Source organism: Zoogloea sp., assembly GCF_041914405.1.
GTDB lineage: Bacteria > Pseudomonadota > Gammaproteobacteria > Burkholderiales > Rhodocyclaceae > Zoogloea.
Window position 1 is genome coordinate 194,925 of the sequence record NZ_JAYSDK010000002.1, and the last position, 13,449, is coordinate 208,373.

The 13,449-nt window shown below is 65.3% G+C and carries 16 protein-coding genes; 6 read left to right on the forward strand and 10 right to left on the reverse strand.

The window, feature by feature from the left end; all coding sequences use genetic code 11:
• Positions 1 to 22: 22 nt before the first annotated feature.
• Genes ACE3RX_RS02120 through ACE3RX_RS02140 form a run of 5 tightly spaced genes read right to left on the reverse strand, consistent with a single transcriptional unit; the run spans position 23 to position 3,709 of the window.
• The gene (locus tag ACE3RX_RS02120; protein ID WP_374479792.1) at positions 23 to 1,309 is read right to left on the reverse strand and encodes a dihydroorotase; all 1,287 of its coding nucleotides are present in this window, start codon (positions 1,307 to 1,309) and stop codon (positions 23 to 25) included.
• A 14-nt stretch (positions 1,310 to 1,323) separates the two neighbouring features.
• The gene (locus ACE3RX_RS02125) at positions 1,324 to 2,283 is read right to left on the reverse strand and encodes an aspartate carbamoyltransferase catalytic subunit (protein WP_374479794.1); all 960 of its coding nucleotides are present in this window, start codon (positions 2,281 to 2,283) and stop codon (positions 1,324 to 1,326) included.
• Positions 2,276 to 2,776 carry a bifunctional pyr operon transcriptional regulator/uracil phosphoribosyltransferase PyrR gene (gene pyrR / locus ACE3RX_RS02130; RefSeq protein WP_374479796.1) on the reverse strand — a complete coding sequence of 167 codons (501 nt, stop codon included), beginning with the start codon at positions 2,774 to 2,776 and terminating at the stop codon, positions 2,276 to 2,278. Before pyrR ends, ACE3RX_RS02125 begins: the two co-directional genes overlap by 8 nt.
• Positions 2,763 to 3,215, reverse strand: coding sequence for a Holliday junction resolvase RuvX (ruvX, locus tag ACE3RX_RS02135; RefSeq protein WP_374479914.1), 453 nt, complete (start codon positions 3,213 to 3,215; stop codon positions 2,763 to 2,765). Before ruvX ends, pyrR begins: the two co-directional genes overlap by 14 nt.
• On the reverse strand, positions 3,188 to 3,709 hold the full coding sequence (locus ACE3RX_RS02140) for a YqgE/AlgH family protein (RefSeq protein WP_374479916.1): 522 nt from the start codon (positions 3,707 to 3,709) through the stop codon (positions 3,188 to 3,190). The genes ruvX and ACE3RX_RS02140 overlap by 28 nt, the downstream gene beginning before the upstream one ends.
• 144 nt (positions 3,710 to 3,853) lie before the next feature.
• On the opposite strand from ACE3RX_RS02140, the gene ACE3RX_RS02145 reads away from it, so the two are divergent.
• On the forward strand, positions 3,854 to 5,287 hold the full coding sequence (locus ACE3RX_RS02145) for a deoxyribodipyrimidine photo-lyase (protein WP_374479799.1): 1,434 nt from the start codon (positions 3,854 to 3,856) through the stop codon (positions 5,285 to 5,287).
• On the opposite strand, the gene ACE3RX_RS02150 is transcribed toward ACE3RX_RS02145, so the two are convergent.
• From ACE3RX_RS02150 to ACE3RX_RS02165, 4 genes are read right to left on the reverse strand one after another with little or no spacing between them, the layout of a single operon-like run.
• A complete protein-coding gene (locus tag ACE3RX_RS02150; protein WP_374479801.1) occupies positions 5,284 to 6,120 on the reverse strand; it encodes a class I SAM-dependent methyltransferase in 837 nt (278 codons plus the stop codon). The two genes, ACE3RX_RS02145 and ACE3RX_RS02150, sit on opposite strands and share 4 nt — an antisense overlap.
• Positions 6,117 to 6,686, reverse strand: coding sequence for a YqiA/YcfP family alpha/beta fold hydrolase (locus ACE3RX_RS02155; protein WP_374479803.1), 570 nt, complete (start codon positions 6,684 to 6,686; stop codon positions 6,117 to 6,119). The genes ACE3RX_RS02150 and ACE3RX_RS02155 overlap by 4 nt, the downstream gene beginning before the upstream one ends.
• A complete protein-coding gene (locus tag ACE3RX_RS02160) occupies positions 6,683 to 7,636 on the reverse strand; it encodes an alpha/beta hydrolase family protein (RefSeq protein WP_374479805.1) in 954 nt (317 codons plus the stop codon). Before ACE3RX_RS02160 ends, ACE3RX_RS02155 begins: the two co-directional genes overlap by 4 nt.
• The gene (locus ACE3RX_RS02165; protein ID WP_374479807.1) at positions 7,621 to 8,445 is read right to left on the reverse strand and encodes an undecaprenyl-diphosphate phosphatase; all 825 of its coding nucleotides are present in this window, start codon (positions 8,443 to 8,445) and stop codon (positions 7,621 to 7,623) included. The genes ACE3RX_RS02160 and ACE3RX_RS02165 overlap by 16 nt, the downstream gene beginning before the upstream one ends.
• A 187-nt stretch (positions 8,446 to 8,632) precedes the next feature.
• Between ACE3RX_RS02165 and ACE3RX_RS02170 the strand changes: the two genes are divergently transcribed.
• Entirely contained in the window at positions 8,633 to 9,847 is a 1,215-nt protein-coding gene (locus tag ACE3RX_RS02170) for an HD-GYP domain-containing protein (RefSeq protein WP_374479809.1), read from the forward strand.
• Positions 9,848 to 9,850: 3 nt separating this feature from the next.
• On the opposite strand, the gene ACE3RX_RS02175 is transcribed toward ACE3RX_RS02170, so the two are convergent.
• Complete coding sequence (locus tag ACE3RX_RS02175) at positions 9,851 to 10,090, reverse strand: DUF2789 domain-containing protein (protein ID WP_374479811.1); 240 nt, start codon at positions 10,088 to 10,090, stop codon at positions 9,851 to 9,853.
• Between the two features lie 125 nt (positions 10,091 to 10,215).
• On the opposite strand from ACE3RX_RS02175, the gene ACE3RX_RS02180 reads away from it, so the two are divergent.
• The 4 genes from ACE3RX_RS02180 to ACE3RX_RS02195 all read left to right on the forward strand — a co-directional run bounded on the left by ACE3RX_RS02180 (position 10,216) and on the right by ACE3RX_RS02195 (position 13,448).
• Positions 10,216 to 10,791, forward strand: coding sequence for a DUF3365 domain-containing protein (locus ACE3RX_RS02180; RefSeq protein ID WP_374479813.1), 576 nt, complete (start codon positions 10,216 to 10,218; stop codon positions 10,789 to 10,791).
• 91 nt (positions 10,792 to 10,882) lie between these two features.
• Positions 10,883 to 11,224: a hypothetical protein gene (locus tag ACE3RX_RS02185; RefSeq protein ID WP_374479815.1), complete on the forward strand. Its 342-nt coding sequence runs from the start codon at positions 10,883 to 10,885 to the stop codon at positions 11,222 to 11,224.
• A 179-nt stretch (positions 11,225 to 11,403) separates the two neighbouring features.
• Positions 11,404 to 12,069: a response regulator gene (locus tag ACE3RX_RS02190; protein ID WP_374479817.1), complete on the forward strand. Its 666-nt coding sequence runs from the start codon at positions 11,404 to 11,406 to the stop codon at positions 12,067 to 12,069.
• Positions 12,066 to 13,448 carry an ATP-binding protein gene (locus tag ACE3RX_RS02195; RefSeq protein WP_374479819.1) on the forward strand — a complete coding sequence of 461 codons (1,383 nt, stop codon included), beginning with the start codon at positions 12,066 to 12,068 and terminating at the stop codon, positions 13,446 to 13,448. The genes ACE3RX_RS02190 and ACE3RX_RS02195 overlap by 4 nt, the downstream gene beginning before the upstream one ends.
• Position 13,449: the final 1 nt, after the last annotated feature.

The window sequence follows — 13,449 nt, forward strand, 5'->3', positions numbered from 1 at the left end:
GTTCGTTGGAGCCGCGGCTGTGTCAGTTCTGGCTGGCGTCGTACATCAGCGTACCTTCGACGAAGGTGTAGCGCACCTTGCCGGGCAGCTCGAGGCCGAGGAAGGGAGTGTTCTTGCCCTGGCTCTTGAGCATGCTGCGGGTGATCAACTGGTGGGCGTCGGCATCGAAGATGCACACGTCCGCCCGCGCGCCGACTGACAGGTGGCCGCCCTTGGCGATGCCGGCGATCTTGGCGGCTTCCGAGGTGATGCGGGCGACCGCGTCGAGCAGCGGCAACTGGTGTTCCTGCGCCCACTTGAGGGTCAGCGGCAGCAGCAGTTCCAAGCCGGTGGTGCCGGGTTCGGATTCGCTGAATGGTGCCTGCTTGGCATCATCGTCCACAGGGGTGTGGTCCGAGCAGACGGCATTGATGCGGCCGTCGGCGAGTGCCTTGGACAGGGCGAGGCGGTCGCGTTGGCTGCGGAACGGCGGCACCACGTGGCAGTGCGGGTTGAAGTAGCCGATGTCCAGGTCGCTCAGGTGCAGGTGATGGGCGGCCACGTCACAGGTGACGTCCACGCCGTCGGCGCGGGCCTTTTCGATCAGGTCGAGGCTTTCGGCACAGGACACACGGGTGATGTGCAGGCGGGCGCCGGTCTGGCGGGCCAGGCGCAGGTAGGTGTACAGCGCGACGATCTCGGCGCTGGCCGGGATGCCGGGCAGGCCCAGGCGGGATGCAACCTCGCCGTCGTGGGCGACGCCGCCCTTCGACAGGTAGGGGTCCAGGGGCTGCAGCCACACGCGGAAGCCGAAGGTGGCGGCGTACTGCATGGCACGCGCCAGCACGCGGGTATCGAGAATGGGCACGTTGGCCTGGCTGAAGGCCACGCAGCCCGCTTCCACCAGCTCGGCCATTTCGGACAGCTGCTCGCCCTTGAGGCCGATGGTCAGCGCCCCGACCGGGTAGACGTGGGCGCGGTTGAGCTTCTTGGCGCGGTAGCACAGCATTTCGACGAGGCCGGGTTCGTCCAGCACCGGATCGGTGTCGGGCGGAATGGCCAGGCTGGTGATGCCGCCGGCCATCGCGGCGTCCATTTCGGATTCCAGCGTGGCCTTGTATTCAAAGCCAGGCTCACGTAGCCGGGCGGCCAGGTCGATGAGGCCCGGGGCGACCACGTAGCCGCTGGCGTCGATGGTCCGGGCGGCCGTGAAACCGTCGGGCGCGTTGCCCACGCCGACGATCTTGCCGTCGGCGATGAAGAGGTCCTGGAGAGCGTCGATCTTGTTGGCCGGATCGATCAGGCGGCCATTCTTGATATGGATGGTCATCGTGGGAATCCGGTTCAGTGGCTGCCGAGCATGCTCATCACGGCCATGCGGACCGCGATGCCGAAGGTGACCTGGGGCAGGATCACGGCCTGGCCGCCGTCGGCCACGGCGGAGTCGATCTCGACGCCACGGTTCATCGGGCCCGGGTGCATCACGATCGCATCGGGCTTGGCCAGCGCCAGCTTCTCGGCGGTGAGGCCCCACACCTTGAAGAATTCCTGCGGGCTGGGTAGCAGCGCGCCGTTCATGCGTTCGTTCTGCAGGCGCAGCATCATCACCACGTCCACGCCCTTGAGGCCTTCTTCCATGCTGTGGAAGACGCGCACGCCCATCTTCTCGACGTCGGTCGGCAGCAGGGTCTTGGGGCCGATGACGCGCACTTCGGGCACACCGAGGGTGGTCAGCGCGGCGATCTGCGAGCGGGCGACGCGAGAGTGCAGCACGTCGCCGACGATGGCGACGGTGAGGTTGTGGAATTCCTTCTTGTAGTGCCGGATCGTGTACATGTCCAGCAGGCCCTGGGTCGGGTGCGCGTGGCGACCGTCGCCGGCATTGACCACGTGGATGTGGTCGCGGCCGGTGTTCTCCAGGTGCTGGGCGATCAGGTAGGGCGCGCCGCTGGATTCGTGGCGTACCACGAACATGTCGGCCTGCATCGCACAGAGGTTATCCACGGTATCGAGCAGGGTTTCGCCCTTTTTCGTGGACGAAGTGGACACGTTGAGATTGATGACGTCGGCGGACAGGCGCTTGGCGGCGATCTCGAAGGTGGTGCGGGTGCGGGTGCTGTTCTCGAAGAACAGGTTGAAGACGCTCTTGCCGCGCAGCAGCGGGAGCTTCTTGACCTCGCGCTCGGCCACCTCGGTGAACGGGGCGGCGGTATCCAGGATCTGGGTGATGATGCCGCGGGGCAGGCCGTCGAGGGTCAGCAGGTGCTGCAGCTCGCCGTGCTTGTTGAGTTGGGGATTACGCATGGATCAGCCTCAGGGTGAGGGCGCCGGAGTCGTCGCGCTCAAGTTGGAGGTTTTGCCCGGCCGGCAGGGGCTCCGGCAGGGTCAGGGCACAAAAGCTCGCGGCGATGGGCAGCTCGCGTCCGCCGCGATCGATGAGCACGGCCAGGTCCACACGGGACGGGCGGCCGTAGTCGAACAGTTCGTTGAGGGCCGCGCGGGTGGTGCGGCCGGTGTACAGCACGTCATCGACGATGACGATGTGGGTGTCTTCCACGTCGAAGGGAATCTTGGAGCCCTGAGGCTGCGGATGCAGGCCCTTGGCAGCGTAGTCGTCCCGGTAGAAGCTTACGTCGATGCTGCCCAGCGGCTGGGACAGGCCCAGCAGCGCGTGCAGGCGCTCGGCCAGCCACACCCCGCCGGTGTGGATACCGACCAGGCAGGTGGCGGTGGAGACGTGGGGGCGCATCGATTCGGCCAGCGCGCCGATGAGCTGTTCGGCTTCAGGAAGCTGCATGTTTGGCACTTTCGAAGTACTGGAGCAGGATGATCTGGGCGGCTGCGGAATCCAGTCGCGGCTTTTGCTTGCGCCAGCCGTGGTGGCCGGCTTCGGAAAGGAGCTCTTCCGCTTCGGCGGAGGACAGGCGTTCGTCCACCAGGGCCACGGGCAGGCCGTAGCGGCCGTGAAGCTGGTTCGCGAAGCGGCGGCAACGGGCTGTCATGGCGTGCTCGCTGCCGTCCAGGTGGGTTGGCAGGCCAACCACCAGGGACGCGGGCTTCCATTCGGCCAGCAGTTTTTCGATGGCGGCAAAGCGGACGGCGTTGGCTTCTTCGGCGATTGCGGTCAGCGGGTGGGCGTGGCCGGTTTCCGTCTCTCCCACTGCCACCCCGATGCGCGCGAGGCCGAAATCAAAGCAGAGGACAGTACTCACGCGTGGCCGGCGGTGTCGGACAATTGGGCGAAATCGATGCCGAGCAGCTGCATGGCGGCGGCCAGGCGTTCCTCGGGGGGCAGGTCGAAGACGATGCTCAGGTCGGCCGGCACGGTGAGCCAGGCGTTCTGCGCCAGCTCGTGTTCGAGCTGACCGGCGGACCAGCCGGCGTAGCCGAGGGCGACCAGCACTTCGGCAGGCTCCCCGTCGGCAGCCAGGGACTGCAGTACGTCACGGGAGCTGGTGAGGCCGATGTCGTCGCTGACCTTCAGCGTCGAGTGCCATTTGCCGGACGGGCGATGCAGTACGAAGCCGCGGTCGGACTGCACCGGGCCGCCGAAATAAACCGGCAGGTCGGCAAACTCAGGCTGCTCGAAGGGGATGTCGATGCGCTCGAAAAGCGTGGACAGGCGCATGTCGGTCGGCCTGTTCACGATGACGCCCATCGCGCCGTTTTCGTTGTGCTCGGCGATGTAGGTGAGCGTGCGCGTGAAGTTCGGATCGGCCATGGCGGGCATGGCGATCAGGAAATGATCGGTGAGGTTGATGGTCGTCGTAGTCACGGGCGTATTTTAAGCCGAGGTCGGGGATGTGGGGGGATTATGGAGGCAAATTTGAGGCATGCTTCGGCCTCCGTGCATCCTTTGCTTCGAGTTCCGTCCATGTCTTCTGCCCTCGTCTGGTTCCGCCGCGATCTGCGCGACTTCGACCACGCGGCGCTTTATCACGCGCTGAAGCACCACGACCAGGTCTTCTGTGCCTTCGTCTTCGATACTGAGATTCTTGATGCTCTGCCGGGTCGCAGCGATCGGCGTGTGGATTTCATCCACGCCAGCACCATCGAACTGGATGCTGCGCTGCGCGCCCGCGGCGGCGGTCTGATCATCCGTCACGGACCGGCCCGGGAGCTGATCCCGGCATTGGCGGTGGCCCTCGGTGTGAGCGCGGTTTACGCGAACCGGGATTACGAACCGGCGGCGCTCGCCCGCGACGCCGAGGTAGCGGAGCGGCTGCGTGTGCTGGAGATCGACTTTGCTGACTTCAAGGACCAGGTGATCTTTGAAAAGAGCGAGGTGCTGACCCAGGGCAATTCGCCGTTCTCGGTGTTCACGCCTTACAAACGGGCCTGGCTGAAGGCGCTGACGCCGTTTCATCTGAAAGCCTATCCGGTCGAGAAGTACATGGCGCGACTTGCGCCATTGCCGGCCGGAGAGGCCGTGCCGGGCCTGGCCGAGCTGGGTTTCGAGGAGACCAATCTGCGCGAGCTGGGCATCACGCCCGGCATGGGCGGCGGGCGCAGGCTGTTCGACGATTTCCTGAAGCGCATCGCCCGCTACAAGGCCAAGCGCGATTTTCCAGCGCTGAAGGGCGTCTCCTACCTGTCGGTGCATCTGCGCTTCGGCACGGTGTCGATCCGTGAGCTGGCGCGGGCGGCCGTCGCGCTGGGGGGCGAGGGCGCCGACACCTGGCTGTCGGAGCTGGTCTGGCGGGACTTCTACTTCCAGATCCTGTGGCATCACCCGCATGTGGTGGGCGCCAGTTTTCGGCCGGAATACGACCAGGTGCGCTGGGACGACAAGCCGGAGTGGTTCGCTGCCTGGTGTGAAGGGCGCACCGGCTATCCGATCGTCGATGCAGCGATGCGCCAGATCCTGCACAGCGGCTTCATGCACAACCGCCTGCGGATGATTGTCGCGTCCTTCCTGACCAAGGACCTGGGCATCGACTGGCGGCGCGGCGAATCCTTCTTCGCCGAGCACCTCAACGACTTCGACCTCTCCGCCAACAATGGGGGCTGGCAGTGGGCGGCGTCTACCGGTTGCGATGCGCAGCCCTGGTTCCGCATCTTCAATCCGGTGACCCAGTCGGAGAAGTTCGATCCCGACGGGGCCTTCATCCGCCGTTACCTGCCGGAACTGGCCAAGGTGCCGGCCAAGTTCATCCATGCGCCGTGGACCATGCCGCCGATCGACCAGCAGCTGGCCGGCTGCGTGATTGGCAAGGACTATCCGGCTCCCATCGTGGACCACGCCCAGGCGCGGGAGCGCACGCTGGAGCGCTTCGGCGTGGTGAAGGGCAAGCCGGACGAAACTTAGCGGTGGCCGCTGGCGATGAGGACGGTGCTTTCCAGCGTGTAGCCGTCCGCGTTGCGGTAGGGCGTGAGTTCGTCGGTAACGGCTTCCTGCAGGCGTTGCCGTGTTTCGTCGGGCAGCCGCGACAGGGCTTCGGCGGCGCCGCCAGCCAGGTCGAGGAAGGCCTGCCAGTAAGTCGCCGGGCTGTCGAAGTGACAGGTGACAGGGCAGGGCTCGATGCGGATATCAGAGAAACCAGCCTGCTCCAGCAGTGCGTGCAGCGCTGGCGCATCACCAAAGCGGAAGACGGACGGGCGCGCCACTTTTGGGGCGGGCAGCAGGCGGGCGATGCAGTCCTGGGCGCAGTGGATCAGCGGGACGTCCTGGCGCTGCCCCCACACGGACAGTGCCAGGCGTCCGCCGGGTTTCAACACCCGCCGGATTTCCGCCAGGGCCAGCCCGGGTTCCGGAAAGATGAAAAGGCCGAGGCCCAGCAGCGTCACGTCGAAGCTGTGATCGGCAAAACTCAGGTGCTCGGCGTCACAGGCGGTTGCGAGCAGCTCCGTCAGGCCTTCGCTGGCCGCGCGGCGCAGGCCCTCCGCCAGCATGCCTTCGGCGATGTCGCTGGCCAACACCCAGCCTCCGGGCGCGACGTGCCGGGCGGCGTCACGGGCCAGCAGGCCGGGGCCGGCGGCCAGGTCGAGGACGTGCTCGCCGGGGCATAGCGCAGCCATATCGAGCAGCGCCTGCTGCAGCCCGGCTCGCAGCGGGGCACCGTCGGCATAGCGCCCGGCGATGCGGTTGAAGCCGCTGCGTTCGAGGGCCTTGAAACGGCGCGCGTCAAAGCCCCCGCTCATGGCAGCAGCCCGGCGAACTGCAGGACCGGGTCGAGGTAGTCCTCCCAGCGCGTGAAACTGTGATCACCACCTTCGAGCACCGTCTGCCGGCTGCGCGCATAGCGGGTCACCGCGTGGCGGTAGTCGAGGACCTCGTCACCGGTTTCTACCAGTAGCCAGTAGCGTTCCGGGCGTGTGATCAGCGGGACTTCAATGGCCCTCAGTTCGTCGATGTGGGCCGGGGTGAAATCGAAAGTCTCACCGGTGTACATGTGCGTCTGCGGCCCTAGGTAGGCGGACAGGGACAGGGGGGCCAGCACCGCCGGGTTGACCAGCACCGCTTGCAGCCCATGCTTTTCCGCGAGGTGCGTGGCGTAGTAGCCGCCGAGTGAACTGCCGACCAGTGTCGGGGCAGTGGTGCAGCGGGCGATCTGGCCATCGATCAGCGTGACGGCGTCACGCGCCGATACCGGCAGCTGTTCGCACCAGAAAGCATCGGCGAGGCCGCGCTCGGCCATGCGGGCCTGCAGGCTGCGGGCCTTCCATGATTGGGGGCCGGAGCAGAAGCCGTGGAGGTAAATGATCATTTGAACTCGAAGCGGTCGTCGCTGCGCAAGTGGTCGGTCAGGGCCGTGGTAAGCCAGTGGTGGGCGTTGTCGTCCCGCTGCAGGTAAGCCTGCCAGAACGCGGTGGAGGCGGCCAGCAGCGCGTGCTGGAATGGCGGCGGCTCGCGGCGCAGGCGAAAGACGGCACCTTCGGCTGCACTGGCCTGTCCGGCGAAATCCAGGTGATTGCCGCCGGCAAAGACCAGCAGGTATTTGTCGCCCGCGGGCATGTGGCGGTAGGGGAGCTCGCGGTTGGCGGCGGTGATGTCAGACAGGCCCATGCCGTCGTCGCGGCTGCCGGTGATGCTGAAGAAGGGCAGGTGGATGCCGCCGAAACGCTGGTCAAGGCTGGGGCCCTGGTCCGCGAAGCGGGCCGATGGGCTGAGGGCGAGGACTGCCCTTATCCGTGGATCGAGGGCGACCGGTAGATGTCGCGGGCGGTGCTCGCCGGCTACCAACTGCACCGTGACAGCGCCGAAGGAGTGGCCTGCCAGGCCGATGGCGTGGATGTCGGCAATGGCGGCCAGCGCCGGGTCGCGGCCGATACGGGACAGGACGAAACGGATGTCCTCCGCGCGGCGGGCGAGCTCGTCCGGATTCATTGCCGCCTTCAGGGCATGGCGCAGGCCGAGGGGTGAGTTGTTGCGCAGCAGGCTCGCGTCGCTGCCAGGATGCTGCACGGCAAGGGCCGCGAAGCCATGGCTGCACCAATGGGCCAGCCAGTCGGCCCCGCCTTCGCGGGAGCCGCCGAGGCCGTGGGAGAACAGGATCAGTCCGTGCGGCTGGCGCCCCTCGGGCAGGTACAGCTTGAGCGGCAGGGTGCGGGCACGCCGGGTGTCGTGGAGATCCAGCAGTTGCTGGCTCCTTGCCAACAGCCCGGCAGCCGCGGGAGTGGACGCTGCCGCCGGAGTGTGGGTCAGTGGGCCGTCCATTCCACGAGGCCGAAATGCCAGGTTGCAAGCACGATGATGCCAAAGGCGATGCGGTACCACGCGAAGGGCACGAAGTCGTGGCTGGAGATGTAGCGCAGCAGCCAGCGCACGCACAGGAAGGCCGATGCGAAGGCGGCGATGAAGCCGACGATCCACATGCTGATGTCGTCGGCGCTGAGCAGGGCCCGTTCCTTGTAGAGCTCGTACACCGTGGCGACGCCGAGGGTCGGGATGGCCAGGAAGAAAGAGAACTCGGTGGCCGCTTTGCGGGACAGGCCGAACAGCATGCCCCCGATGATCGTCGAACCGGAGCGAGACGTGCCGGGGATCAGTGCAAAGGCTTGGGCGATGCCCATCTTGAGGGCGTCGAGGGGGCGCATTTCATCGACGGTCTCGATGCGGATGCGGTGATTGCGCCGCTCGGCCCACAGGATCACGAAGGCGCCGACGATGAAGGCAGTGGCCACCGGCAGCGGTGCGAACAGTACGGACTTGATCTTCTTCCCGAAGGCCAGCCCGAGAATGGCCAGCGGCAGGAAGGCGATGAACAGGTTGAGGACCAGCCGGTTGGCCTCGCGCTGACGGCCGAGGCCCGCAAAGGTGCTGATGATGCGCTCACGGAACTCCCACACCACGGCCAGGATCGCACCGGACTGGATGACGATTTCAAACAGCTTGCCCCGGTCATCATTGAAGTCGAGCAGATCGCCGGCCAGAATCAGGTGGCCAGTGCTGGAGATCGGCAGAAACTCGGTGAGGCCTTCGACCACGCCGAGGATCAGGGCCTTGAGAAGCAGGATGATGTCCATGAACGATTGACTGTAAGCGGCTTAGGGAGTCGGGATTATAGCGTTTGTATATCTTGTGCTTTGCAGCACGGGAGCATGTAATTCATCACGATTGGCATCGAGATGCCTGAGTTGGGAAGTGACGGCTTCAGCCATTTGTGAGAATCTGTGGTTGAAACGGTAAAAATGTTAAATTTGTTTAATCTGAATGCTCAAAAAGATTTCCGTTAGTCGCCTGAAGCCGGGGATGTTCGTCCACGAATTGTGCGGGGACTGGATGTCACACCCGTTCTGGCGTGCCCAGTTCCTCCTCAAGAGGGAAGATCTTCACCGCATCGTCGATGCGGGTATCCAGCATGTGTATATCGATACCGATCGTGGCCTGGATGACCAGGACGCAGTCGCTGCAACCGAGGTTCAGGCGGCGGTCGAGGAGGAGCTGCAGGCCTTGCTGGCAACGCCTGACGATCACGTGCTGCGGGTGTCGGTGCATGAGGAAATGGCGCGGGCGCGCAAGGTGCATGAGCAGGCCCACAAGGTCGTGCGCACGATGATGAGCGATGTGCGTCTGGGGCGGGCGGTGTCCTTGGAGGACGCCGAGCCGGTGGTCGAGGCGATCACCGGCTCGGTGCTGCGCAACAGCGGGGCCTTGCTTGGCCTGATCGGCATCAAAAACAAGGACGATTACACCTTCCTGCATTCGGTGAGCGTGTGCACGCTGATGATCGCCTTCGGCCGCTCGCTCGGACTCTCCGGTGATGAACTGCGCCAGGGCGGGATCGGCGGGCTGTTGCACGATATCGGCAAGATGCGGGTGCCCGATTCGGTGCTGAACAAGCCCGGCCGGCTGACCGATGCCGAGTTCGATATGATCAAACGCCATCCCGGCGATGGCCATGCGGTGCTGCTGGAAACGCCGGGCATCGGTCCGGTGCCGCTGGATATCACGCGGCATCACCACGAGCGCCTGGATGGCCACGGTTATCCGGACAAGCTGTCCGGCGACGCGATTTCGACGATGGCGCGGATGGCGGCGATCGTCGATGTCTACGACGCGATCACGGCCGACCGTTGCTACCACAAGGGGCTTCCGGCAGCCGAGGCGCTGCGCAAGATGTGGGAGTGGAGCGCCGACCACTTCGACCAGAAGCTGCTGCAGGCTTTCATGCGCTGCGTCGGCATCTATCCGGTGGGCAGCTTGGTGCGCCTCGAGTCCGGGCGGCTCGGGGTGGTGGTCGAGCAGAACGAGGGCAGCCTGCTGACGCCCCGGCTGCGAGTCTTCTTTTCTACCCGCTCGAATGGCTATATCAAGCCGGAGATGCTCGATCTGTCCCGTCGGCCGGGAAGCGTAGACCGGATCGTCTCGGCCGAGGCGCCGGAGAAGTGGGGCGTCGATCCCCGGCGCTTCCTGCTGCTGGAATAAGCCTCAACCGGCGGCGCGCAGCTGGACGTCGAGGGTGTCGATCACCGCGCTCCAGTCGGCGTCCTCGGCAATCTCGGTTTTGAGAAAGGCTGCCTGTACCGGCGACCAGAATGGTGCATCACTCAGCGGCATGTCATGGGGCAAGGGCGCATGCGTGGCGATGAAGGTGTCGATCGCACTGCTGTCGCTGGGCAGTCCGAGCTGGGCGAACAGGTTGGCAATGCTGTGAATGTTCGGTTCCATGACGATCTCCCGATGTTGGTGATGGGGGCTATCGTTGGTCCGATCAGGATGACGCAGGTTCCCTAGTGCTGGTGCGGTTGGCATGACATTGTGTATATTAGATTTTTCTAATTGTTGAGGTCGTCATGTTCCGCCCTTCCCATTTCTCCGTTGTGGCTATTGCCTGTATTGCCCTCAATGTCCAGGCTCAGGATCTTGATGCGCTCAAGCTCGACACCCGCAAGCAGGCTTTGCCGGTGTTGCCGAAGGTGGTGGCGATGATGAAGGAAACCGTTGTCGCCAAAGGCGCGGTGGATGCCATCCCCGTCTGCAAGGACAAGGCTCCGCAGCTGATCAAGGAGCAGTCGGACAAAACAGGCTGGCAGATGCACCGTGTGAGCCTCAAGACGCGCAATCCGGAACGAGGCGCACCGGATGTCTGGGAGGCACGCCAACTGGCTGAATTCAACATCCGCGCGGCTAATGGCGAAAAGCCCGACACGCTGGAAGCCGGTGAGATCGTCAGCGAGAACGGCAAGCAGGTCTATCGCTATATCAAGGCCATCCCGGTCGGAGATGTGTGCCTGGCCTGCCACGGTGCGCGAGAAGGACTGGATGCAGCGCTGAAGGATCAACTGGCGCGCAGCTACCCGCACGACCGGGCCGTGGATTACCAGCTGGGTCAGATTCGCGGGGCCCTGAGCGTGCGTCGCCCGCTGTAAGGTGTCGGATGCCTGATAGCTGAAACCCGTTGATGCTGTTTGGGACTCCCGTATCATGCGGGCGGTATTCAATTACATGACGAGGTTAAGCTTGAAAACCCTGGCAACCCTGATGATTCTCGCCGGGCTGACCGGTTCTGCCGAGGCCTGCGGTCGCTACCACGATGACTGGGGTGGGAGCGACAAGGCGGCCCACTTCGGTGTCTCCGCGGCCCTCGGCGTCGGGACCTCCCGGCTCAGTACCGATACCTGGACAGCCTTCGGCCTGGCGCTGATCCCCGGCGTGGCCAAGGAAATCTATGATTCCCAGCAGGACTGCAACCGCTTTTCGTGGAAGGACCTGGCCTGGGATGCGGTCGGCGCCTATGTCGGCGTGCGGGCCGGCAACTGGGTGCTCGGGCCGACCGGGGCGTCTTATCGCCTGAGCTTCTGAAAGGTGTGCGCCATAAGGATTCGCTAAGGGACGCGAACTAGAGTGGTCACCCAGCCTCCGCTGGAGGATGTGATCGCCGGGAAGCGCGCCGACTTGTGCGATCCTGTCCAGCCGCGGGAGGGGAATATCCTCGCCTGCGGCTGTTTTCGTTTTCGTGTCGCCCGAAGGAGTTGGTCAGGATGCGTGTTCTGTTGGTGGAGGATGACCGCCTGCTGGGCGATGGCGTGAAGGCCGGGTTGACGGGCGCCGGTTTTGCGGTGGATTGGGTCCGTGACGGCGAGGCTGCCCTGGCGGCTTTGGGCAGTGAGAGCTTCGCGGCGGTTCTGCTCGATCTCGGCCTGCCACGCAAGGATGGTGTGGCCGTGCTGGCGACGCTGCGTGCCGCCGGCAACCCCGTGCCCGTGCTGGTGCTGACGGCCCGCGACCAAGTGGCGGACAAGGTCCGCGCCCTCGACCAAGGAGCGGACGACTATGTGGTCAAGCCCTTCGACCTGGACGAGCTGGCAGCTCGTCTGCGTGCGCTGGTGCGGCGCTCTCAGGGGCGTGCCGAGGCCTGTCTGCGTCATGGAGAGCTGATCCTCGACCCCGCGGCTCGCACGGTAAGCCTGAGGGGCGAGCCAGTGCTGCTGACCAGCCGGGAGTTCGAGCTGCTGCGCATGCTGCTCGATGGTGCAGGGCGGGTGCTGACTCGCCGGGTGCTCGACGAGCAGCTCTACGCCTGGGGCGAGTCGGTGGAGAGCAACGCGCTGGAGGTACATATCCACCACCTGCGCCGCAAGCTGGGCAGCGAGCTGATCCGCACCGTGCGCGGGGTGGGCTACATGGTGGACGAGGCGCCGCGGTGACGCAGGTTCGCGTCGTCTATTCCCTGCGCCGCCGCCTGGTGGCGATGTTGATCGTGGCTGTTGCCGCCCTGTGGAGCCTGTCGGCTGTGGTGGCTTTTCGGATTGCCCATGAGGAGGCCGACGAACTCTTCGATGCGCAGCTGATGCAGGTGGCGGAAACCCTGCTGGCCATCGTTGCGGCCGGGCAGTCGCCCCAGGTCGCCCAGGAGATGGCGGAGCATCAGCACGCGTATCAGCTGCCAGTTGCATTTCAGGCCCTTGTGCATGATGAGCAGGGGCGCTGGCAGTTGTTGGTGCGTTCATCGGAGATGCCGGAGCAACCGGTGACCGGCAGCGCCGGTTTCGAGGAGCGCGAGCTGGATGGCGAGTTATGGCGTTTCGTTACCTTGGACCACGGTCACAGTCCTTACCGGGTGATCGTTGGACAGAACCACGGTGCCCGTTATCGCTTGGCCGGCGAGGTGGCTTTGCACCTGCTGCTACCCATCCTGTTCGGGCTGCCGCTGATCGCAGTGGCTATCTGGGCTGTCGTGAGCCGCGCCTTGCGGCCGGTGCATGACGTCGCGACGGCGGTGAGAGGATTGGATGCGCGCTGCCCTGAGCCCGTGCTTGTTGATGGAGCTTTGCCAGAGGAGATCGAGCCGCTGGTTAGTTCCCTGGATGCGCTGATGTCGCGGGTGACCGAGGCCCTTGACCATGAGCGCCGCTTCACCGCCGATGCGGCCCACGAGCTGCGTACCCCGCTGGCTGCCGTCAAGATCCAGGCTCAAGTGGCGCGCCGGGCGGCAGAAGAGGGGATCCGCTCCCACGCCCTCGACCAGGTTCTGTCGGGGGTGGAGCGGATGACCCATCTGGTTGAGCAGTTGCTGACCCTGGCCCGCCTGGATCCCGATGCACATGCGGGCGCCGATGCGCCGGTGGATCTGGCCGAGCTGGCCGAGTCGGTGTGCTCCGTGCTGACGCCGCAGGCGCTGCGGCGGCACCAGAGCCTGGAGCTGGAGCCGGGAGGCGGTCTGGTGGTGCACGGCAATCGCTGGTGGCTGGAGGTGCTGATACGCAATCTGGTGGACAACGCGCTGCGCTATTCGCCGGAGGGCGGGCGCGTCGTTGTGCTGGTCGACGGGCGCGCGGCCAGCCTGACGGTTGCCGACAATGGGCCGGGCATAGCGCCCGAGCTGCGGCAACAGATGCTGACCCGCTTCGCGCGGGGAACTGGTAACGATGCGGATGGCTGCGGGCTGGGGCTGTCGATCGTCGCCCGCATCGTCGACATCGCTGGTGCCCGGCTGGATTTCGAACCGGGGTTGCTGCGCGATGGCGGCCATGGCCTGGCGGTGGTTGTGCGTTTCCCGAGCCGGGCCGTGTCGGCGGAGGCCTGAA